Genomic DNA, 15,187 nt, shown 5'->3' with positions numbered 1-15,187 from the left:
GCGTCGACGGCACCGATCCGATCGAGAGAGCGAACAGATGGCCACGACGCCGACCCCCACTCGCAGCGACCGGCTCTGGCGTGTCACGATCATCGTGATCTTCCTCATCGGGGTCGCGACGTGCGTGGTCGTTCCACTGCTGAACGGCAACTTCCGCTCCGCCACGGTCGGGCTGCCCGTGATCGCCTTCGGCATCCTGATCGCGGCGATCCGTTCGCTGAAGGACTAGTTCTCGCAGCTCGGAGAAGAGGTCCGGCGGCCGACGTTCACGCGAACGGGGGATTCGCGCATTTGGGGAGGGGGAACGTCGGCCGCCGAGCTTGTGGGGAACCTGGGTCAGCGGCTCCATCCGTCGTCATCGCGACGGTCGTCATCATCGCCGTGGCGATGGTCATGGTCCCGACGGTCATCATCGCGATGCCCGCGGTCGTCCTCCTCGCGCCGGTCGCCATCCGAATCGGATCCCGCTGTGTCGGACGGGTGGTGCGGCTCGGGATTCACGGACGTCGGACCGTCGTCGTTCCGACCGCGGTCGTCACGATCGCGGTCGTCTCTGTCGGGTAGGTCGTTCGGGGGAGCCACCGGTGGAACGACGACGGGTGCCGGGGCGTCGTACGCCTCCAGTTCCTCGTCCCGCTCTTCTTCGGCGGGCGCCGGTGCGACCGGAGGCGGAACCGGAACGGCGGAGGCCGCCGGCGGCGTCGGAACGGCCGTGCGGATCGCGGTGCTCCGATCGACCAGCGGCTCGTCGGTCGAGACGACGTCGGTCACGACGCCGCCGGGGACGACGACGCTGGTCGATTCCCGGTCGGAAGCGCCGAACGCGGATGCCACAGCCGGAGCGGTCACGGCGACCAGGCCGAGCGCACCGGCGACGGCGACCGTCACCAGGGTCTTCCTGTTCATCGTTTCCTCCCCAGGCCGCGCGAAAGCGCTGCGTCCCGCATACAAGGATGAACGACGGATCTAAGGGGCGGGGTAAAGGAAGATGAAAGCTCTTTTAGATCCACAGGCATGGGTTCCGGCATCCGCATCCCCGACAATGGTTCCCATGCCTGTGCGCGAGCCGACCGCACCCGACGCGCGTTCCGACGCGGCCGGGTTCTCGGTGCGGGCGCGGTTGACGATCGTGATCACCCTCGTTGCAGCGCTCGGGATGCTCGCGGTCGGCATGGCCGTCTACGCCGTTGAGCGCTATCGCATCACCGAGAGCGTTCAGGATCAGCTCCGCGCGGATCTGGAATCCACTCGGCTGATCGTCGGCACGCCCCCTGATGGCGGATGGACCGACGCGACCGACGCACTCGCGAGCATCATGCGGGTGCTCGTGCCTGGCGAGACGAGCGGCGCGATGGGGCTGATCGACGGCGAGGTCGCGCTCGTCCCCGGCGTCGGGCGCGACGTCGACCCGAGTGCGGACGCGGATTTCGTCCGCCGCGTGGCCGACGAGACCGCCGGCGGCGACGTCGTCGCGGGCACCTACCGGGAGAGCGGGAAGGACTGGTCCTACCTCGCGGCGCCCGTCGAGGTCTCGTCGGATCCGGACACCGCGGCGCTGTTCGTCACGGTCTACGACCTCGATCTGGAGTTCGGCGGTCTCGAGCTCTCCGCCCGCGCCTATCTGATCACCGCGATCGGCGCGCTGGCCGTGATCGCGGCCGTGTCGTGGTTCGTCTCCACGCGGCTGCTTCGGCCGCTGCGCGAGATGCGCGAGATGGCGGAGCGCGTCTCCGCCCTCTCGCTCGACGAGCGCCTCCCGTTGCGCGGTCGAGACGACGTCTCGGGCCTCGCCCGGACCATGAACGGGATGCTCGACCGCATCGATGAGGCGATGGCCGCGCAGCGGCGGCTGCTCGGCGACGTGGGCCACGAGCTGAAGACGCCGCTCACGATCGTGCACGGCTACCTCGACGTGATGGACGCGAAGGACCCCATCGACGTCGAGCACACCCGGCTGCTCGCCGTCGACGAGATCGAGCGCATGGGGCGGCTCGTCGGCGATCTCGTCGATGTCGCCGTCCTGCTCGACGACGAAGGACTGCGACGCGCGCACGTTCCGGCAGGAACGCTGCTGCGCACGATCGCGCAGAAGGCGACGATGATCGCCGACACGGACGTCGTGCTCGGCGATGTCGCCGAAGCGGATGCCGAGATCGACGCAGCCCGCGTCACGCAGGCCATGCTGCAGCTCATCCAGAACGCCGCGACGCACGGCGGGGGCGCGGTGGAGCTCTCGTCCGCGATCGCGGACGGTCGGCTGCTGCTGCGTGTCAGGGACCGCGGCCCCGGCATCCCTGATGAGGACAAGCAGCGCATCTTCGAGCGCTTCCAACGACTTCAGGACGGCGGACGCGGCCCGGACGGCAGCGGTCTCGGACTCAGCATCGTCCAACTCATCGCCGAGCAGCACGGCGGCGAGGCGCTGGCCGAGGATGCCGAGGGCGGCGGTGCCCTGTTCACACTCAGCATCCCGATCTCACCGTCCGCGGCATCCGGTGCCGACGACGCCGATACGCTGGATCTGCAGGCGCGATCGACAGGAGGCGAGTGATGCCCTCCATCCTCATCGCCGATGACGAACCGCGTATCGCCGGATTCCTCGAGAAGGGCCTGCGAGCGGCCGGCTTCGCCACCCGCGTCGCGAACAACGGCAGGCAGGCGCTCGAGCTCGCGCTGACCGACGAGTTCGATCTGCTCGTCCTCGACGTCAACATGCCGGAGATGACCGGCTTCGAGGTGCTCGAGCAGCTCCGCGGGACGGGTTCGCAGCTGCCCATCATCATGCTCACCGTGCGCATCGAACTGCGCGACACCGTCGCGGGTCTCGAGGGCGGTGCGGACGACTACATCGCGAAGCCGTTCCGCTTCGAGGAACTCCTCGCCCGCATCCGGCTGCGCATGCGGCAGACCAGGACGCCGACGATCAACGAGCTCGTGCACGGCGACCTGGTGATCGACCTGTCCGCCCGCCGGGCACGGGTCGACGGGGTCGAGATCGACCTCACCGCGCGGGAGTTCGCCCTCGCGGAGGAGTTCGTGCGGCATCCTGGCCAGGTGCTGAGCCGCGAGGTGCTGCTCAGCCGCATCTGGGGATACGACTTCGACCCGGGATCCAACGTCGTCGACGTCTACATCGGGCATCTGCGCGGCAAGCTCGGTGCCGAGCGCATCGAGACGGTCCGCGGCATGGGCTATCGGATGCCGTGAGGTCCGCCCGCGTCAGGATCGGATGCCGCGGCGCCGACCGATCCACACCACGAACGCGCCGACGGCGACGATGACGACCGCGATACCCAGGACGTAGCCGGCCACGCCGATGTACCCGGCCGGCACCTCGTGCGGATTGAGGAACGGGTACGGGTACCACCACGAGTATCCGGTGAGGGGGGCGGTGATGAACTCCGCTCGGATGAGCGTGTACGCGGCCCACACGATGGGGAACGCGGCGACGATCCACAGCACGGACCACGGCAGAGCGCGCCGCCGAGGGGCGAGCAGCACGTCGAGCAGTATCACCACGGGGATCGCCACGTGCAGCGTCTCGTTGGTCCACACGTCCGAGAGGCCGGCGAGAGCGATGTTGCGCAGCAGGATGTTGTAGACGATGCCGGTGACGATCATGTACGTGCTCGCGCAGACGAGGACCGTCGCGAGCCACGCCGGCTCGGCGTCGGAGGTGCGCCGGTTGCGCAGCATCCAGATCCCGCCGATGGCCAGCGCCACGACAGCGACGAGGTTCGAGAGGATCGTGAAGTAGCTGAAGAAGTTCGTCACCACGGTCGGCAGGTGCGAGCCCCACTCCGTGTCGGAGGCGAGCGCATTGCTGATCACGAGCCACGCCTGCCGGGTGATGGCAGCCGCGCCGAGGACGGCGGCGGCAAGTCGGACGTATGCCCACCAGTTCATGTGTTCCTCCGCGCGTCAGCGTAGCGGCTATCGCCATCGGCGGATATATCGCTGATTCAGGATGAGAGCATCAGGCTGCTTTCATCGAGCGCGCGTAGGGTTGTGGAGGACTGGGGGTTCGCGGCGGGAGAAAGGCCGAGAACATGGGGATGCATGATGCGCAGCTGGAAGAGCGGCTGCGCCTGAACGAGAACGCTGCGCAGTCTCTCGGCGACCGTGTCTACGAGGTGCTCCGCGACGCGATCGTGGCGGAGGAGCTGGAGCCCGGCGATCGAGTGAGCGACAAGGAGATCGCCGAAGCACTCGGCATCTCTCGCACGCCGGTGCGCGAGGCGCTGCAGCGCCTGGCCTGGATCGGGCTGGTCGAGGTGTCGCCGAGCCGATACACCCGGGTGACCGGGGTGTCCGAAGAGCTGGCTGCCGGATCGCTCGAATACACCGCGCTGCAGGCCGGTCTCGCGTTGCAGCTCGCTGTCCGCCGGATGGATGGGACCGAGCTCACCGAGGCGGTCTCGCGTCTCGACGGCATGATCGACGCCGCCGATCGGGACGATGTCGGAGAGCTCATGCGCGCGGCGCGGGCCTTCATCGCGTACGTGTCGCGGCACTCGGGGAACGCTGTTCTCACACGGGTCATGTCCGACGCGGCTCCGCTGCTCGAGCGCAACGTCCGTCGTGCTCGGCTGGACCAACCGCCGCTCGCTGCGCGCGCCGCGGCCTATCGGAGCCTGCGCGATGCGATGCTCACGCGCGATGCGGATGCCGCGGAGCGGTGGCTGCGCGGCCTGCATGACCCGCTCATGATCTAGGACCGTCCGACGCAGGGCGTTCCGTCGGCGGGGGTTCCGCGCCCGAGCGGTATATCGCTAGAGTCGTGCCCGAGGGGCAGTGACGCACGGCGAGGGAGGGCGCATGAGCGACGGGCTGGACGCGGTCGGGAGTAGGAAGAAACGGCGACTGCGACCCCGCGGAGGTCTCAGCATCCAATCGAAGCTGTTGATCATGCTGCTCAGTGTGAGCCTGCTGTCGTCGATCGTGGTGGGCGCGATCGGCTTCATCAACGGCCGGCAATCCCTGCACGACGCGGCGGTCGACCAGCTCATCACGATCCGCTCGATGCGTGCGGCGGAAGTCGTCGAAGCCGTGGACGACGTGCGCGAACAGGCTTCGCTGAACTCCCGCAATCTCAGTGCGCAGAACATGTCGACCGCGATCAACGCCGGGTACGAGGAGCTCGAGCAGCAGGTGATCGCGCCGGAGCAGCGGTCGCAGCTGGAGAGTTACTACACCGACATGTTCATCCCCGAGCTCGAAGCGCGCACAGGCGAAGAGTACGGCGATTCCGCCTTCATCCCCGAGACCGTCGCGGGGCAGTACGCGCAGATCCACTATTCGACGACCAACCAGGATTTCGACACCGACTACGACAAGCTGCTCAGGATGAACGACGCCGGGGATGGGTCGGCGTATTCCGCGGCGACCGAACGATACGGCGATTACTTCACGCGTCTGGTCGACAGGTTGGGGTACGAGGACGCCTTGCTGCTGAATCTCGACGGCGATGTCGTGTTCAGTGCGTACAAGGGGGTCGATCTCGGCACCAATCTGCTCACCGGTCCGTATCGGGAGTCGCAGCTGTCGCAGGCGTATACGGACGCGATCGCCACCAATTCCGTGGACGCCATTGCCATGACCGACTTCGAGCGATGGATCCCATCGTTGAACGTTCCGTCGATCTGGGTCGTCTCGCCCGTCGGCAACGACGAGCGCATCACCGGCGCGATCGCGTTCCAACTCTCCATCGACACGATCAACGACGTCACAACCGGCTCGGAGCAGTGGAAGAGCCAAGGCCTCGGCGACACCGGAGAGGTCTATCTCGTCGGTCTCGACGATCTGATGCGCAGCACCTCGCGTCGACTGATCGAGGACCCGGACTCGTACGCTCAGCACGCGGTCAACGGCGGCACGCCTCCGTCGGTGGCCGAACGGATCGTCGACGTCGGCGGGACTGTTCTTCTCCAGCCCATCAACACCTTTGCCGTGGCGCAGGCGCAGGCCGGAAAATCGGGAACGACGACGGGTGACGGATATCTCGGCGTGGACAGCGTGACCGCCTACGCGCCATTGGAGATCGAAGGCCTGGATTGGGTGATCATCGCGCGCATCGACTCGGCGGAGGCGTTCGCACCCGTCGCAGACTTCACGCGCAACGTGCTTCTTTCGCTCCTCGGCATCATCCTCGCGGTGTCGGTGCTCTCGCTGGCGCTCGCGCAGGTGTTCACGCGCCCGATCCACCGGTTGGTCGGAGCCGTGCATCGCGTGGCGGAAGGGGACCTGGATGTTCAGGTGCCACAGGGGTCTCGCGACGAGTTCGGAGATCTCGGCAGCGCCTTCAACGACATGGCCTCGAGCCTGCGGATCAAGCAGGATCTCATCGACGAGCAGCAGAAGGAGAACGAGAAGCTGCTGCTCACGCTCATGCCGGAGAGCGCCGCAGCCAAGTACCGCCAGGGGGACGAAGCGATCACCGAAGCGCACGAGAACGTGTCCGTCGTGTTCGCCGAGCTGGTCGGGTTCGACGACTTCGCGCGCGATCTTTCCGCGGAGGAGGAGATCGGCTTCCTGAACACCCTGATGCGAGGATTCGACGAGGCTGCCGAGAAGGCCGGGGTCGAGAAGGTGCGCACCCTTCGAGGTGGATATCTCGCGTCATCTGGTCTCGCCGTCCCGCGCGTCGACAACGTCCGCCGCAGTGTGGAGTTCGCCCGCGGTCTACGGGACGCGGCCGACCGGTTCAACGCCCAGAACAACAGCTCGATCGCGATCAGAGCGGGCGTCGACACCGGCACCGTGACCAGTGGTCTGGTGGCGCGCACGAACCTGGCATACGACCTGTGGGGCGATGCCGTGAACCTCGCGTATCGGGTGCGCTCGGTCACCGGTGAGCCGGGCATCTACGTCAGCCAGACCGTGCGTGATCGCACGCAGGAGATGTTCGCGTACACCGAAGCGGGGACCGTCGAGGTGCAGGGCCGGACCGAGACCGTGTGGAAGGTGGCTTGAGATGGCCGACGCGTTCCAGGACGGCTGGGCCTGGTGGGTGATCGGCATCGCCATCGGCATCCCGGTCGTGCTGGTCGTGCTCACCGAGCTCATCGGCGCATTCACCCGCAAGGGCAACCCGATCGCCGGTCCGCTCAGACTGCTGCGCAACTGGGTCATCCCCATCGGGGCGCTTTTCGCGCTGCTGGGATTCGCTCTGCAGTCGCCGGCGGATCAGGTGTGGGTCAGGGTCGTGGCCACGGTCTTCGGATTCCTCGTGATCCTGCTCGTGCTGTCGTCGTTCAACGTCGCGCTGTTCGCCAATGCGGAACCCGGCTCGTGGCGGGATCGGATCCCGACGATCTTCGTCGAGATCGCGCGTCTCGCGCTGGTCGTGATCGGTCTGGCTCTGCTCTTCTCCTGGGTGTGGGGTGCCGATGTGGGCGGTCTCATCACCGCCCTCGGCGTGACCTCGATCGTGATCGGTCTCGCACTGCAGAACGCCGTCGGCGGGGTGATCTCTGGACTGCTCCTGCTGTTCGAGCAGCCGTTCAAGATCGGTGATTGGCTGGATGCCGCCGGGGTCCGAGGGCGGGTCGTCGAGGTGAACTGGCGTGCCGTGCACATCGACACCGGCTCCGGCATCCAGATCGTGCCGAACTCGAGCCTTTCCGGTGCGTCGTTCACGAACCTGAGCGAGCCGGAGGGGCCCTACTCGGCCACGACCGAAGTCAAGTTCTCAACAGACGACCCGCCGCATGAGGTCATGGCGCTGCTGCTCGAGGTGGCTGATGCCCTGCCCATGCGGATCAAGGGGGAGCGCGCCGGGGTGGGTTACAGCGGCGGCGGTGCGTACAGTGTGTCGATCCCGCTGCCGGGGCCCGCGGATGCCGCGAACACGCTCTCGATGTATCTGTCGTGGCTCTGGTACGCGTCGCGGCGTCGCGGGTTCGCGCTGGACGGGGACTCCACGGATCCGCTCTCCGAGCCCGCGCTGCTGCGCGAGGCGATCGGGAAGATCGCTCCGACGCTGCACCTGCGGGACGAGGACGTCGAAGGGTTCGCCGCAACGGCCCACCTCGAGAGGTTCGGCGTCGGCGAAGTCGTCCTGCCGTCCGGCGTGATCCCCGAACGCGTCTCCGTCGTCGTGTCCGGTCGGGCTGCGCTCTCGATCGAGGTCGACGGCGCGCGCGTCGATTTCGGGTCGGCCGAACCGGGCGAGATCATCGGGCACACGGCGCTCACGCGTCAGAGGTCGCAGGCCGTGACGGTGGCATCCGAGATCCTGACCGTGGTCGTGGTTCCTTTGGGTGCGGTGGACGAACTGATCCGGTCGCGTCCGCGGCTGGCCATGGAGATCGGCGAATCGCTCGAGTTGAAACGCCGCCTGGCGGAGGATCGGCTTGCGGAGCTCGGCATCTCACGCCGGACCATCTCCGATCGCTGACCTCATCGAGGGTGTCCATCCCCCTTCGATAGGATGGAGCCGCCCGAAGCGGGCCAGCTCATCGGCCGGTGCAAACCCGGCGAAAGCAAGGGGGTTCACCCATGCCAGGAATCGTTATCGTCGGCGTCCAGTGGGGCGATGAAGGCAAGGGGAAGGCCACCGACCTTCTCGGTGAGCGCACCGACTGGGTCGTGAAGTTCAACGGCGGCAACAACGCCGGGCACACGGTCGTCGTCGGCGACGAGAAGTACGCGCTGCACCTGCTGCCCTCCGGCATCCTGTCTCCCGGTGTGAACCCGGTCATCGGCAACGGCGTCGTGATCGACCTCGAAGTGCTCTTCAGTGAACTCGAGGCGCTGTCGGCACGCGGCATCGACGTCTCGCGGTTGCGCGTCAGCGCGAACGCGCACATCATCACGCAGTACCACCGCACGCTCGACAAGGTCACCGAGCGCTTCCTCGGCAAGCGTCAGATCGGCACCACAGGCCGTGGCATCGGCCCGGCGTACGCCGACAAGATCAACCGCGTCGGCATCCGCGTGCAGGACCTGTTCGACGAGAACATCCTGCGCCAGAAGGTCGAGGGTGCGCTGGATCAGAAGAACCACCTGCTGGTGAAGATCTTCAACCGCCGCGCGATCACCGCCGACGAGATCGTCGACGACCTGCTGTCGTACGCCGAGCGGCTGCGACCGATGGTCGCCGACACCGGCCACCTCATCGACCAGGCGCTCGGCCGCGGCGAGGTCGTCGTGTTCGAGGGCGGTCAGGCCACCATGCTCGACGTCGACCACGGCACGTATCCCTTCGTCACCTCGTCGTCCGCCACGGCCGGCGGCGCCTCGACCGGCTCCGGTGTCGGCCCCGGCGCGCTCGACCGCATCGTCGGCATCGTCAAGGCGTACACGACGCGCGTCGGCTCCGGTCCGTTCCCGACCGAGCTGTTCGACGAGCAGGGCGAGTGGCTGCGCAAGCAGGGCTTCGAGTTCGGCACGACCACCGGCCGCCCGCGCCGTGTCGGCTGGTACGACGCGCCCATCACCCGCTACGCGACCCGCATCAACGGCATCACCGACCTCGTGCTCACCAAGCTCGACATCCTCACCGGTCTCGAGCAGATCCCGGTGTGCGTGGCGTACGACGTCGACGGCGTCCGCTTCGAGGATGTTCCGGTGAACCAGACCGATTTCCACCACGCGAAGCCGATCCTGGAGTACTTCCCCGGGTGGTCCGAGGACATCTCGAAGGCGCGCAGTTTCGAGGATCTCCCGCAGAACGCGCAGGACTACGTGCTCGCGCTCGAGAAGATGAGCAACACGCGCATCTCGGTCATCGGGGTCGGCCCCGCTCGTGACGAGATCATCGTGCGCCACGACCTGCTCGACTGATGACGCGTTTCTGGCTCGGCGGCTACGGCGTCGGCATGGACGGCTCGGCGGACGGCATCGGCCTGCTGGCCGGAGATGCGCAGTCCGCCACGGCGCTCGCGTACCGGGGAACGGTCGCGGCCGCGCCGTCGCCGTCGTGGCTGGCCGAGCACCCCCGGCTCGACGTCGTCTACGCGGCGCTGGAAGGGGATGCCGCTGTGCAGGCCTTCGCCCGTGCCGGCGAGACGACCCTCGCGCCGCTGGGCGATCGCGTTCCGGTGGGCGAGAACGTCTGTCATCTCGCGGTCGCGCCGAGCGGGAATTCCCTCGTCGCCTCCTGCTACGGCGACGGCAAGGTCGTGCGCATCGGTCTGGATGCCGACGGTCGTCCGGTTCCGGATGCCGAGGACAAGGCGGCGGCGCTGCGGGCGGCGTTGTTCGGCGAGGATTCCGATGCCGTTTCGGCCCCCAGAGCGGGCGTGGGCGCTGCGGCATCCGACCCGTACGGCACCCCGGCCGGAGCGGAACCGCGGGTCTCGCACGCGCATGCGGCGGCGTTCCTGCCGGATGGGCGTGTGGCCACGACGGATCTCGGTTTCGACCTCGTGCGGTTCTGGCGACCGACGGCGACGGGGCTCGCGCTCGACCACGAAGTCGTGCTGCCGCAGGGCACGGGTCCGCGGCACATGGTCGTGCACCCGAGCGGTCACCTGCATGTCGTCACCGAGTACTCGTGCGAGGTGTTCACGCTCGCGGCGGGTCCGGATGGCACATGGGCCATCGTTTCCGCGACGCTCGCGAGTCCGATCGCCGAGGTGGGCACCGACTTCCCCGCCGAACTCGCCCGCAGCCGTGACGGCCACGTGCTCTACACCGCGCTGCGCGGAAGCAACACGATCGCCGCGCTCCGCGTGCACGGTTCGGGGGACCGACTCGAATCCATCGCACTGGCAGATTCCGGTGTCGACTGGCCGCGTCACCACCTCGTGTTCGAGGGCAAGCTGCTCGTCGCAGGGCAGCGGTCCGACACGGTCGCGCTGCTCGATCTCGATGAGCGCACCGGCGTTCCTCTCGGCATCCGGCACACCGCGCAGGCTCCGGCGCCGACCCACATCCTGCCGGTGCGCTGACCCGAGCTCTCCGGTCTGTTCTGGCTGACGGTGTTCCGCGCGTGCGCTCGCGTGCAGCTGAGTTCAGGTGTCGAAAGGCGTGCAGGACGGGTCCTGTAACGTCCGCTCGCTGAGCTGCTGGACTCCGCGAAGGCCGTCCGTACACTGACATGCATGTGGGGGACGTTTGAGGGTTTGGCGCGCTCGGTTCCGGAATATGCCTCCGTGGACGTCGCATTCGAAGCCTGTATGGGCGCCCCCACGTCGTCTGGCCGAATCGAGGTCATGATGTTCGCGACGCGCTTCGGTTCGGTCATTCTCGGCTACGTCGCGGCTCGCGAAGCGTTGCGAGTGACGCATCAGGCGCTGAAGGATGCGCGCCTTCCCACAGGAACGATTCTCGATGACGTGACGAGGGAGCTGATCGATCTGGATGAGTGGCGGGCAGAAAGCGAGTCATACAGAAGTGAGGAGGTCGGCCTCGCGTATGACGCGCTCACTTTGAACGGTGCAACGGCGGTGCTCGCGGCATCCGCTGCGCTTGAGCTTCTGGTGACTGAACTGGCTACGCTTCCAGGGCGACCGTCATTCCGTGCAAAGGTCGCAAGCCTGACATCGGCTTCTGAGGCCACCAGCCTTGTCACTGAGGTCGTTCGTCGGCGCAACCATCTCGCCCACTCCCTCGATGGCTCCTATTGGGGCGACCGGATCGAGCTCTCGGACCAGGACGTCGCGGCATGCCTTGCTGACATCGGTGGCATCGCTGACCGAATAGACGACGAACTCGTCTGAGCGCGGCAACAACCAACGCGATCGATGAGCGTGCGAATCTCTCGTCTGGTCGGTGTCAGGCGGCGAGGTTGTAGCGGTGGGTGCCGCCGAGGCGTGGGGTGCGTTGGGGGTCGACTGAGGGTGGGGGGATGAACCAGACTTTCGCGGTGGTGCCGGTGCCTTCGATGCGGATGTCCCATCCGTTGTCGTGGACGCGGTGGTGGCAGTTGTCGCAGAGCAGGACGCCCTTGTTGAGGTCGGTGCGTCCGTTGTCGCGTTGCCACCAGTCGATGTGGTGGGCGCGGGTCATGGAGGGTGGGAGGGTGCAGCCGGCGCATCCGCCGTCGCGTTCGACGAGGGCGAGGCGTTGCGCTTTCGTGAAGAAGCGTTTCTCCCTGCCCCAGTCGAGGATCTCGCTGTCTCCGCCGAGGACGTAGGGGATGACGCCCCCGCCTGCGGCCATGCGGCGGGCGGTGCCGATGCTGATGGGCTGGTCGATGCCGTCGATGGTCGCGTATCCGGTCCCGGTGGCCAGGTCGTCGAGCCCGACCCGGACGATCACGGTCGCACCCGCCAGGGCGGGGGCGTTGGTGTCGCAGCCGAGCGCGTGGGCGGCGAGGTCGGCGAGAGCGTCGGCCTGCAGCTGTCCGATCGTGCGGCGGTCGGCGTCGGGGGCGTCGGGGGCGAGCGCGTTGGCGCGGGCATTGAGGACCGCGGTCACGTACCCTTCGATCGCGACTTTGATCGGCGCGGCGGTGGCGACGTCGATGTCGGCGTCGATGTGGAACCGTCCGTCGCGTTCGAACATGACCAGCCTGTTCTGCGCCCGCGCGGCCTCCTCCCGAGGCAGGACCCCGTCCGGATCCAGATGCGCCTCCGCATGGGTGAGGAGTTTACGGACCTCATCCAACGACAACCCGGCAGCTTTCTCCGCCAGCAGGGTCTCCGCCTGACCGAGGGTTTGCACGTCCACCTTGAACCGCACCCGATCCAACAGGGCGATGATCAACCCCGCCGCCGGCGCCCCGATCGCCCCGGCACCCAACGCGGCCTGCACGGCCGGGTACTTCGCCGGTAACCTGACCCCGAGCAGATCACTGCGCGGCGCGGTCGCCTCCCCGACCTTCACCAGCCGGGACGCCTCCCCCGACGAACAGCCGGTGACCGTCGCGACGAACTGCCCCGCGGTGCGGAACCCCTGCTGTTTCGCCAACGACTCCGCCCCCAGCTCCGGCCGCGACTCATACGCGATCCGCGCCGCGACCTCCGCCTCCAACCCGTCCACGAGCCGGTGCAGCACACCCAGTTCCGCATTCGCGGCCACCAGGCCCGCCCGGTCCAGATCCGACGCATCCCCGGCCCCCGCCCACACCCCATCGAGGCGGGTAACCGCCTCATGCAGAGCATCCAGATGCGTCGCCGTCGACATGCCCCCACGCTACCCCGACCACACCCAAAAGGGAAGAGATATTCGAAAGAAATATTCGAAACTCGTAGAATCGAACCGCGATGATCGCGGCGGATCGCCAGGAAGCTCGGCTAGCGTTCCAGAGAGGCGGTGCACCGCGTCGCCATCCCGAGCGAGAACCCGATGATGACTCATACCCTCCTTCCCTCCAGCGCTCCCGCGCCGCACTCGCCGGAAAGTCGTCCAGGCGCGGCATCCGTACGCCGCGCCCGCGCGCTCGTGACCGTGAGCGCACTGCTGGCGGTGTGGATCGGGCTCGGATGGATGCCCGGTCAGATGGGTGCGCTCGTGGCGGCATCGCTGCCCTGGGTGTGTATTCCGCTCGGGGCGGTGCTGTTCACCGCCCTGGTCTTCGCGCGGAGGGCGCTCGTGATTCCGCTGGCCGTCGTCGCACTCTGGCTGGTCGCGATGGCGCCCGCGCTGCCCGCACCCGCGACGTCCCCATCTGCCGCGGATACCTCTTTCACGGCGGCGAGTCAGAACGTCCGCGCCGAGTCGGATGCCGTGGGTGACTCGGCCACCGACCTCACCGGCACCGGTGCCGACGTCATCGCGCTCGTCGAGATGGCGGCCGCCAGTCGCGGTGCGGCCGCAGCAGTGCTCGATCCGACCCACCCGCACTCGTACCATGTGGGCACCGTCTCGCTCTGGAGCGCCTATCCGATCGTCGACGCCGAGCCGTTGGATCTCGGTCTCGGATGGAAACGTGCGCTGCGCGCCACCATGCAGACGCCGGGCGGCGATGTGCGCATCTACGTCGTGCATGCCGCATCCCTGCGTCCGGGCGAGCAATCGGCTCGCGACACCATGCTGACCGCGCTCTCCGACGAGATGCGCGCCGACGACGCCGAGCGGATGATCGTCCTTGGCGACTTCAATGCGGCGAGCACCGACCCCGCGCTGGCTTCATTGCGGGACACGGCAGATCAGGTGCGACCGACCGACCCGAGCCTCGGGATGACCTGGCCAGCGGCATTCCCTCTCGTGCGGATCGACCATGTCTTCCAGCGCGGAATGAGCGTCACCTCATCGACGACGCTCCCTGCCGGAGCGAGCGACCATCTGGCGACGCTGACCACCGCGGAGTTCTGATCCGACCCCGCTGCTAGCGTGACGACGTGAGCGACTATCGCGCGGTGTTCGACGCCCGGATCTCCTTCGTCAACGGCGGAAGCCTGACCGCAGAGGGATTCCGACTCGACCTCCCCGGTCCTGAGGTGTCAGAGGACGACATCGCGCGCCTGCTCGTGCAGCACCTCGGACTCGCACTCGTCGGCGAGGTGCGGCTCACCAGGCTGCAGATCCTCGAGGAGCAGCATCGCGGCAGTCGCGGCATCCCGATCGGGGGCGATGCGCAGGCTCCCACCGGATTCCGTCTCGTCGACCTCAGCCACACGATCCGCGCAGGGCTCGTGACGCTGCCGGGCATCCCCGCGCCCGAGATCAGCCCGCTCGTCACACGGAAGGATGCCGAGAGCCGGTACGCGCCGGGGACCACGTTCGTCATGGACACCATCTCGCTTCCCGGCAACACCGGCACCTACATCGACACTGCGTTCCACCGCTACGAGGGCGGCGCGGACCTCTCGATGCTCGCCCTGGAGACCCTCGTCGACCTTCCGACCGAGGTGTTCCACCTCGAGGACGCGCTGACCCGCGGCATCCCGGCGTCGGTCTTCTACGATCGCGACGTCCGCGGCAAGGCGGTGCTGCTGCACACCGGCCGGGATCGGTTCTTCGGGACAGACGAGTACGCCGCCGAGTCCCCGTTCCTGACCGCGGACGGTGTGCGCCATCTCGCCGAGCAGGGTGCGACGCTCGTCGGCATCGACGCGGTGAACATCGACGACATGTCTGCGGATGCCGCGGGCGAGCGTCCTGCGCACTCGGTGTTCCTGGCATCCGGCATCCATGTGGTGGAGCACATGACGAATCTCGGGGAGCTGCCGCCGAGCGGTGCGACCATCACCGTGGTGCCGCCGAAGGTGGAGAACTTCGGGACGTTCCCGGTGCGCGCCTTCGCGAAAGTATCCGCGGCTTGACCTCAAGTTATGTTGAGGTCCTAGCGTCCTCA

Annotated in this window: 14 protein-coding genes; 11 read left to right on the top strand and 3 right to left on the bottom strand. The window is 67.6% G+C overall.

Annotated features, from left to right (window positions below; all coding sequences use genetic code 11):
- Positions 1 to 37 precede the first annotated feature (37 nt).
- Positions 38 to 229, top strand: a complete 192-nt coding sequence (locus ACI7YT_RS18535; RefSeq protein WP_406247699.1) for a hypothetical protein — start codon at positions 38 to 40, stop codon at positions 227 to 229.
- A gap of 107 nt (positions 230 to 336) precedes the next feature.
- On the opposite strand, the gene ACI7YT_RS18530 is transcribed toward ACI7YT_RS18535, so the two are convergent.
- On the bottom strand, positions 337 to 906 hold the full coding sequence (locus tag ACI7YT_RS18530) for a hypothetical protein (RefSeq protein ID WP_406247698.1): 570 nt from the start codon (positions 904 to 906) through the stop codon (positions 337 to 339).
- A 145-nt stretch (positions 907 to 1,051) separates the two neighbouring features.
- Here ACI7YT_RS18530 and ACI7YT_RS18525 point away from each other — a divergent pair, with 145 nt between their 5' ends.
- Together ACI7YT_RS18525 and ACI7YT_RS18520 are read left to right on the top strand one after the other, a co-directional pair.
- Positions 1,052 to 2,551: an ATP-binding protein gene (locus ACI7YT_RS18525; RefSeq protein WP_406247696.1), complete on the top strand. Its 1,500-nt coding sequence runs from the start codon at positions 1,052 to 1,054 to the stop codon at positions 2,549 to 2,551.
- Positions 2,551 to 3,207 (top strand): response regulator transcription factor, encoded by a 657-nt coding sequence (locus tag ACI7YT_RS18520; RefSeq protein WP_376175783.1) that lies wholly within the window; start codon positions 2,551 to 2,553, stop codon positions 3,205 to 3,207. Before ACI7YT_RS18525 ends, ACI7YT_RS18520 begins: the two co-directional genes overlap by 1 nt.
- Before the next feature lie 12 nt (positions 3,208 to 3,219).
- On the opposite strand, the gene ACI7YT_RS18515 is transcribed toward ACI7YT_RS18520, so the two are convergent.
- Positions 3,220 to 3,906 (bottom strand): Pr6Pr family membrane protein, encoded by a 687-nt coding sequence (locus tag ACI7YT_RS18515; protein ID WP_406247695.1) that lies wholly within the window; start codon positions 3,904 to 3,906, stop codon positions 3,220 to 3,222.
- A 143-nt stretch (positions 3,907 to 4,049) separates the two neighbouring features.
- Here ACI7YT_RS18515 and ACI7YT_RS18510 point away from each other — a divergent pair, with 143 nt between their 5' ends.
- The 6 genes from ACI7YT_RS18510 (at position 4,050) to ACI7YT_RS18485 (ending at position 11,666) form a co-directional block, all read left to right on the top strand.
- A complete protein-coding gene (locus ACI7YT_RS18510; RefSeq protein ID WP_406247694.1) occupies positions 4,050 to 4,715 on the top strand; it encodes a GntR family transcriptional regulator in 666 nt (221 codons plus the stop codon).
- A gap of 103 nt (positions 4,716 to 4,818) precedes the next feature.
- Positions 4,819 to 6,972: an adenylate/guanylate cyclase domain-containing protein gene (locus ACI7YT_RS18505; RefSeq protein ID WP_406247692.1), complete on the top strand. Its 2,154-nt coding sequence runs from the start codon at positions 4,819 to 4,821 to the stop codon at positions 6,970 to 6,972.
- A 1-nt stretch (position 6,973) separates the two neighbouring features.
- Positions 6,974 to 8,398, top strand: coding sequence for a mechanosensitive ion channel domain-containing protein (locus ACI7YT_RS18500; RefSeq protein WP_406247690.1), 1,425 nt, complete (start codon positions 6,974 to 6,976; stop codon positions 8,396 to 8,398).
- A gap of 101 nt (positions 8,399 to 8,499) precedes the next feature.
- On the top strand, positions 8,500 to 9,786 hold the full coding sequence (locus ACI7YT_RS18495) for an adenylosuccinate synthase (RefSeq protein ID WP_406247689.1): 1,287 nt from the start codon (positions 8,500 to 8,502) through the stop codon (positions 9,784 to 9,786).
- The gene (locus ACI7YT_RS18490; RefSeq protein ID WP_406247687.1) at positions 9,786 to 10,895 is read left to right on the top strand and encodes a lactonase family protein; all 1,110 of its coding nucleotides are present in this window, start codon (positions 9,786 to 9,788) and stop codon (positions 10,893 to 10,895) included. Before ACI7YT_RS18495 ends, ACI7YT_RS18490 begins: the two co-directional genes overlap by 1 nt.
- A gap of 204 nt (positions 10,896 to 11,099) precedes the next feature.
- Positions 11,100 to 11,666, top strand: a complete 567-nt coding sequence (locus ACI7YT_RS18485) for a hypothetical protein (protein WP_406247686.1) — start codon at positions 11,100 to 11,102, stop codon at positions 11,664 to 11,666.
- 55 nt (positions 11,667 to 11,721) lie between these two features.
- Here the strand turns inward: ACI7YT_RS18485 and ACI7YT_RS18480 are convergent, their stop codons facing one another.
- Entirely contained in the window at positions 11,722 to 13,074 is a 1,353-nt protein-coding gene (locus ACI7YT_RS18480) for a DUF222 domain-containing protein (protein ID WP_406247684.1), read from the bottom strand.
- A gap of 165 nt (positions 13,075 to 13,239) precedes the next feature.
- Between ACI7YT_RS18480 and ACI7YT_RS18475 the strand changes: the two genes are divergently transcribed.
- Together ACI7YT_RS18475 and ACI7YT_RS18470 are read left to right on the top strand one after the other, a co-directional pair.
- Entirely contained in the window at positions 13,240 to 14,205 is a 966-nt protein-coding gene (locus tag ACI7YT_RS18475; protein WP_406247683.1) for an endonuclease/exonuclease/phosphatase family protein, read from the top strand.
- A 26-nt stretch (positions 14,206 to 14,231) separates the two neighbouring features.
- Entirely contained in the window at positions 14,232 to 15,155 is a 924-nt protein-coding gene (locus tag ACI7YT_RS18470) for a cyclase family protein (protein ID WP_406247681.1), read from the top strand.
- The last annotated feature ends 32 nt before the right edge of the window (positions 15,156 to 15,187 follow it).

The organism is Microbacterium sp. M, assembly GCF_045181065.1.
Classification (GTDB): domain Bacteria; phylum Actinomycetota; class Actinomycetes; order Actinomycetales; family Microbacteriaceae; genus Microbacterium.
The sequence above is the reverse complement of the archived record's forward strand: the minus strand, read 5'-3'. Positions and strand labels throughout refer to the sequence as shown.

Coding starts and splice junctions, on each gene's coding strand:
- ACI7YT_RS18535 (WP_406247699.1), top strand. CDS start 38: ATGGCCACGACGCCGACCCCCACTCGCAGCGACCGGCTCTGGCGTGTC.
- ACI7YT_RS18530 (WP_406247698.1), bottom strand. CDS start 906: ATGAACAGGAAGACCCTGGTGACGGTCGCCGTCGCCGGTGCGCTCGGC.
- ACI7YT_RS18525 (WP_406247696.1), top strand. CDS start 1,052: ATGCCTGTGCGCGAGCCGACCGCACCCGACGCGCGTTCCGACGCGGCC.
- ACI7YT_RS18520 (WP_376175783.1), top strand. CDS start 2,551: ATGCCCTCCATCCTCATCGCCGATGACGAACCGCGTATCGCCGGATTC.
- ACI7YT_RS18515 (WP_406247695.1), bottom strand. CDS start 3,906: ATGAACTGGTGGGCATACGTCCGACTTGCCGCCGCCGTCCTCGGCGCG.
- ACI7YT_RS18510 (WP_406247694.1), top strand. CDS start 4,050: ATGGGGATGCATGATGCGCAGCTGGAAGAGCGGCTGCGCCTGAACGAG.
- ACI7YT_RS18505 (WP_406247692.1), top strand. CDS start 4,819: ATGAGCGACGGGCTGGACGCGGTCGGGAGTAGGAAGAAACGGCGACTG.
- ACI7YT_RS18500 (WP_406247690.1), top strand. CDS start 6,974: ATGGCCGACGCGTTCCAGGACGGCTGGGCCTGGTGGGTGATCGGCATC.
- ACI7YT_RS18495 (WP_406247689.1), top strand. CDS start 8,500: ATGCCAGGAATCGTTATCGTCGGCGTCCAGTGGGGCGATGAAGGCAAG.
- ACI7YT_RS18490 (WP_406247687.1), top strand. CDS start 9,786: ATGACGCGTTTCTGGCTCGGCGGCTACGGCGTCGGCATGGACGGCTCG.
- ACI7YT_RS18480 (WP_406247684.1), bottom strand. CDS start 13,074: ATGTCGACGGCGACGCATCTGGATGCTCTGCATGAGGCGGTTACCCGC.
- ACI7YT_RS18475 (WP_406247683.1), top strand. CDS start 13,240: ATGACTCATACCCTCCTTCCCTCCAGCGCTCCCGCGCCGCACTCGCCG.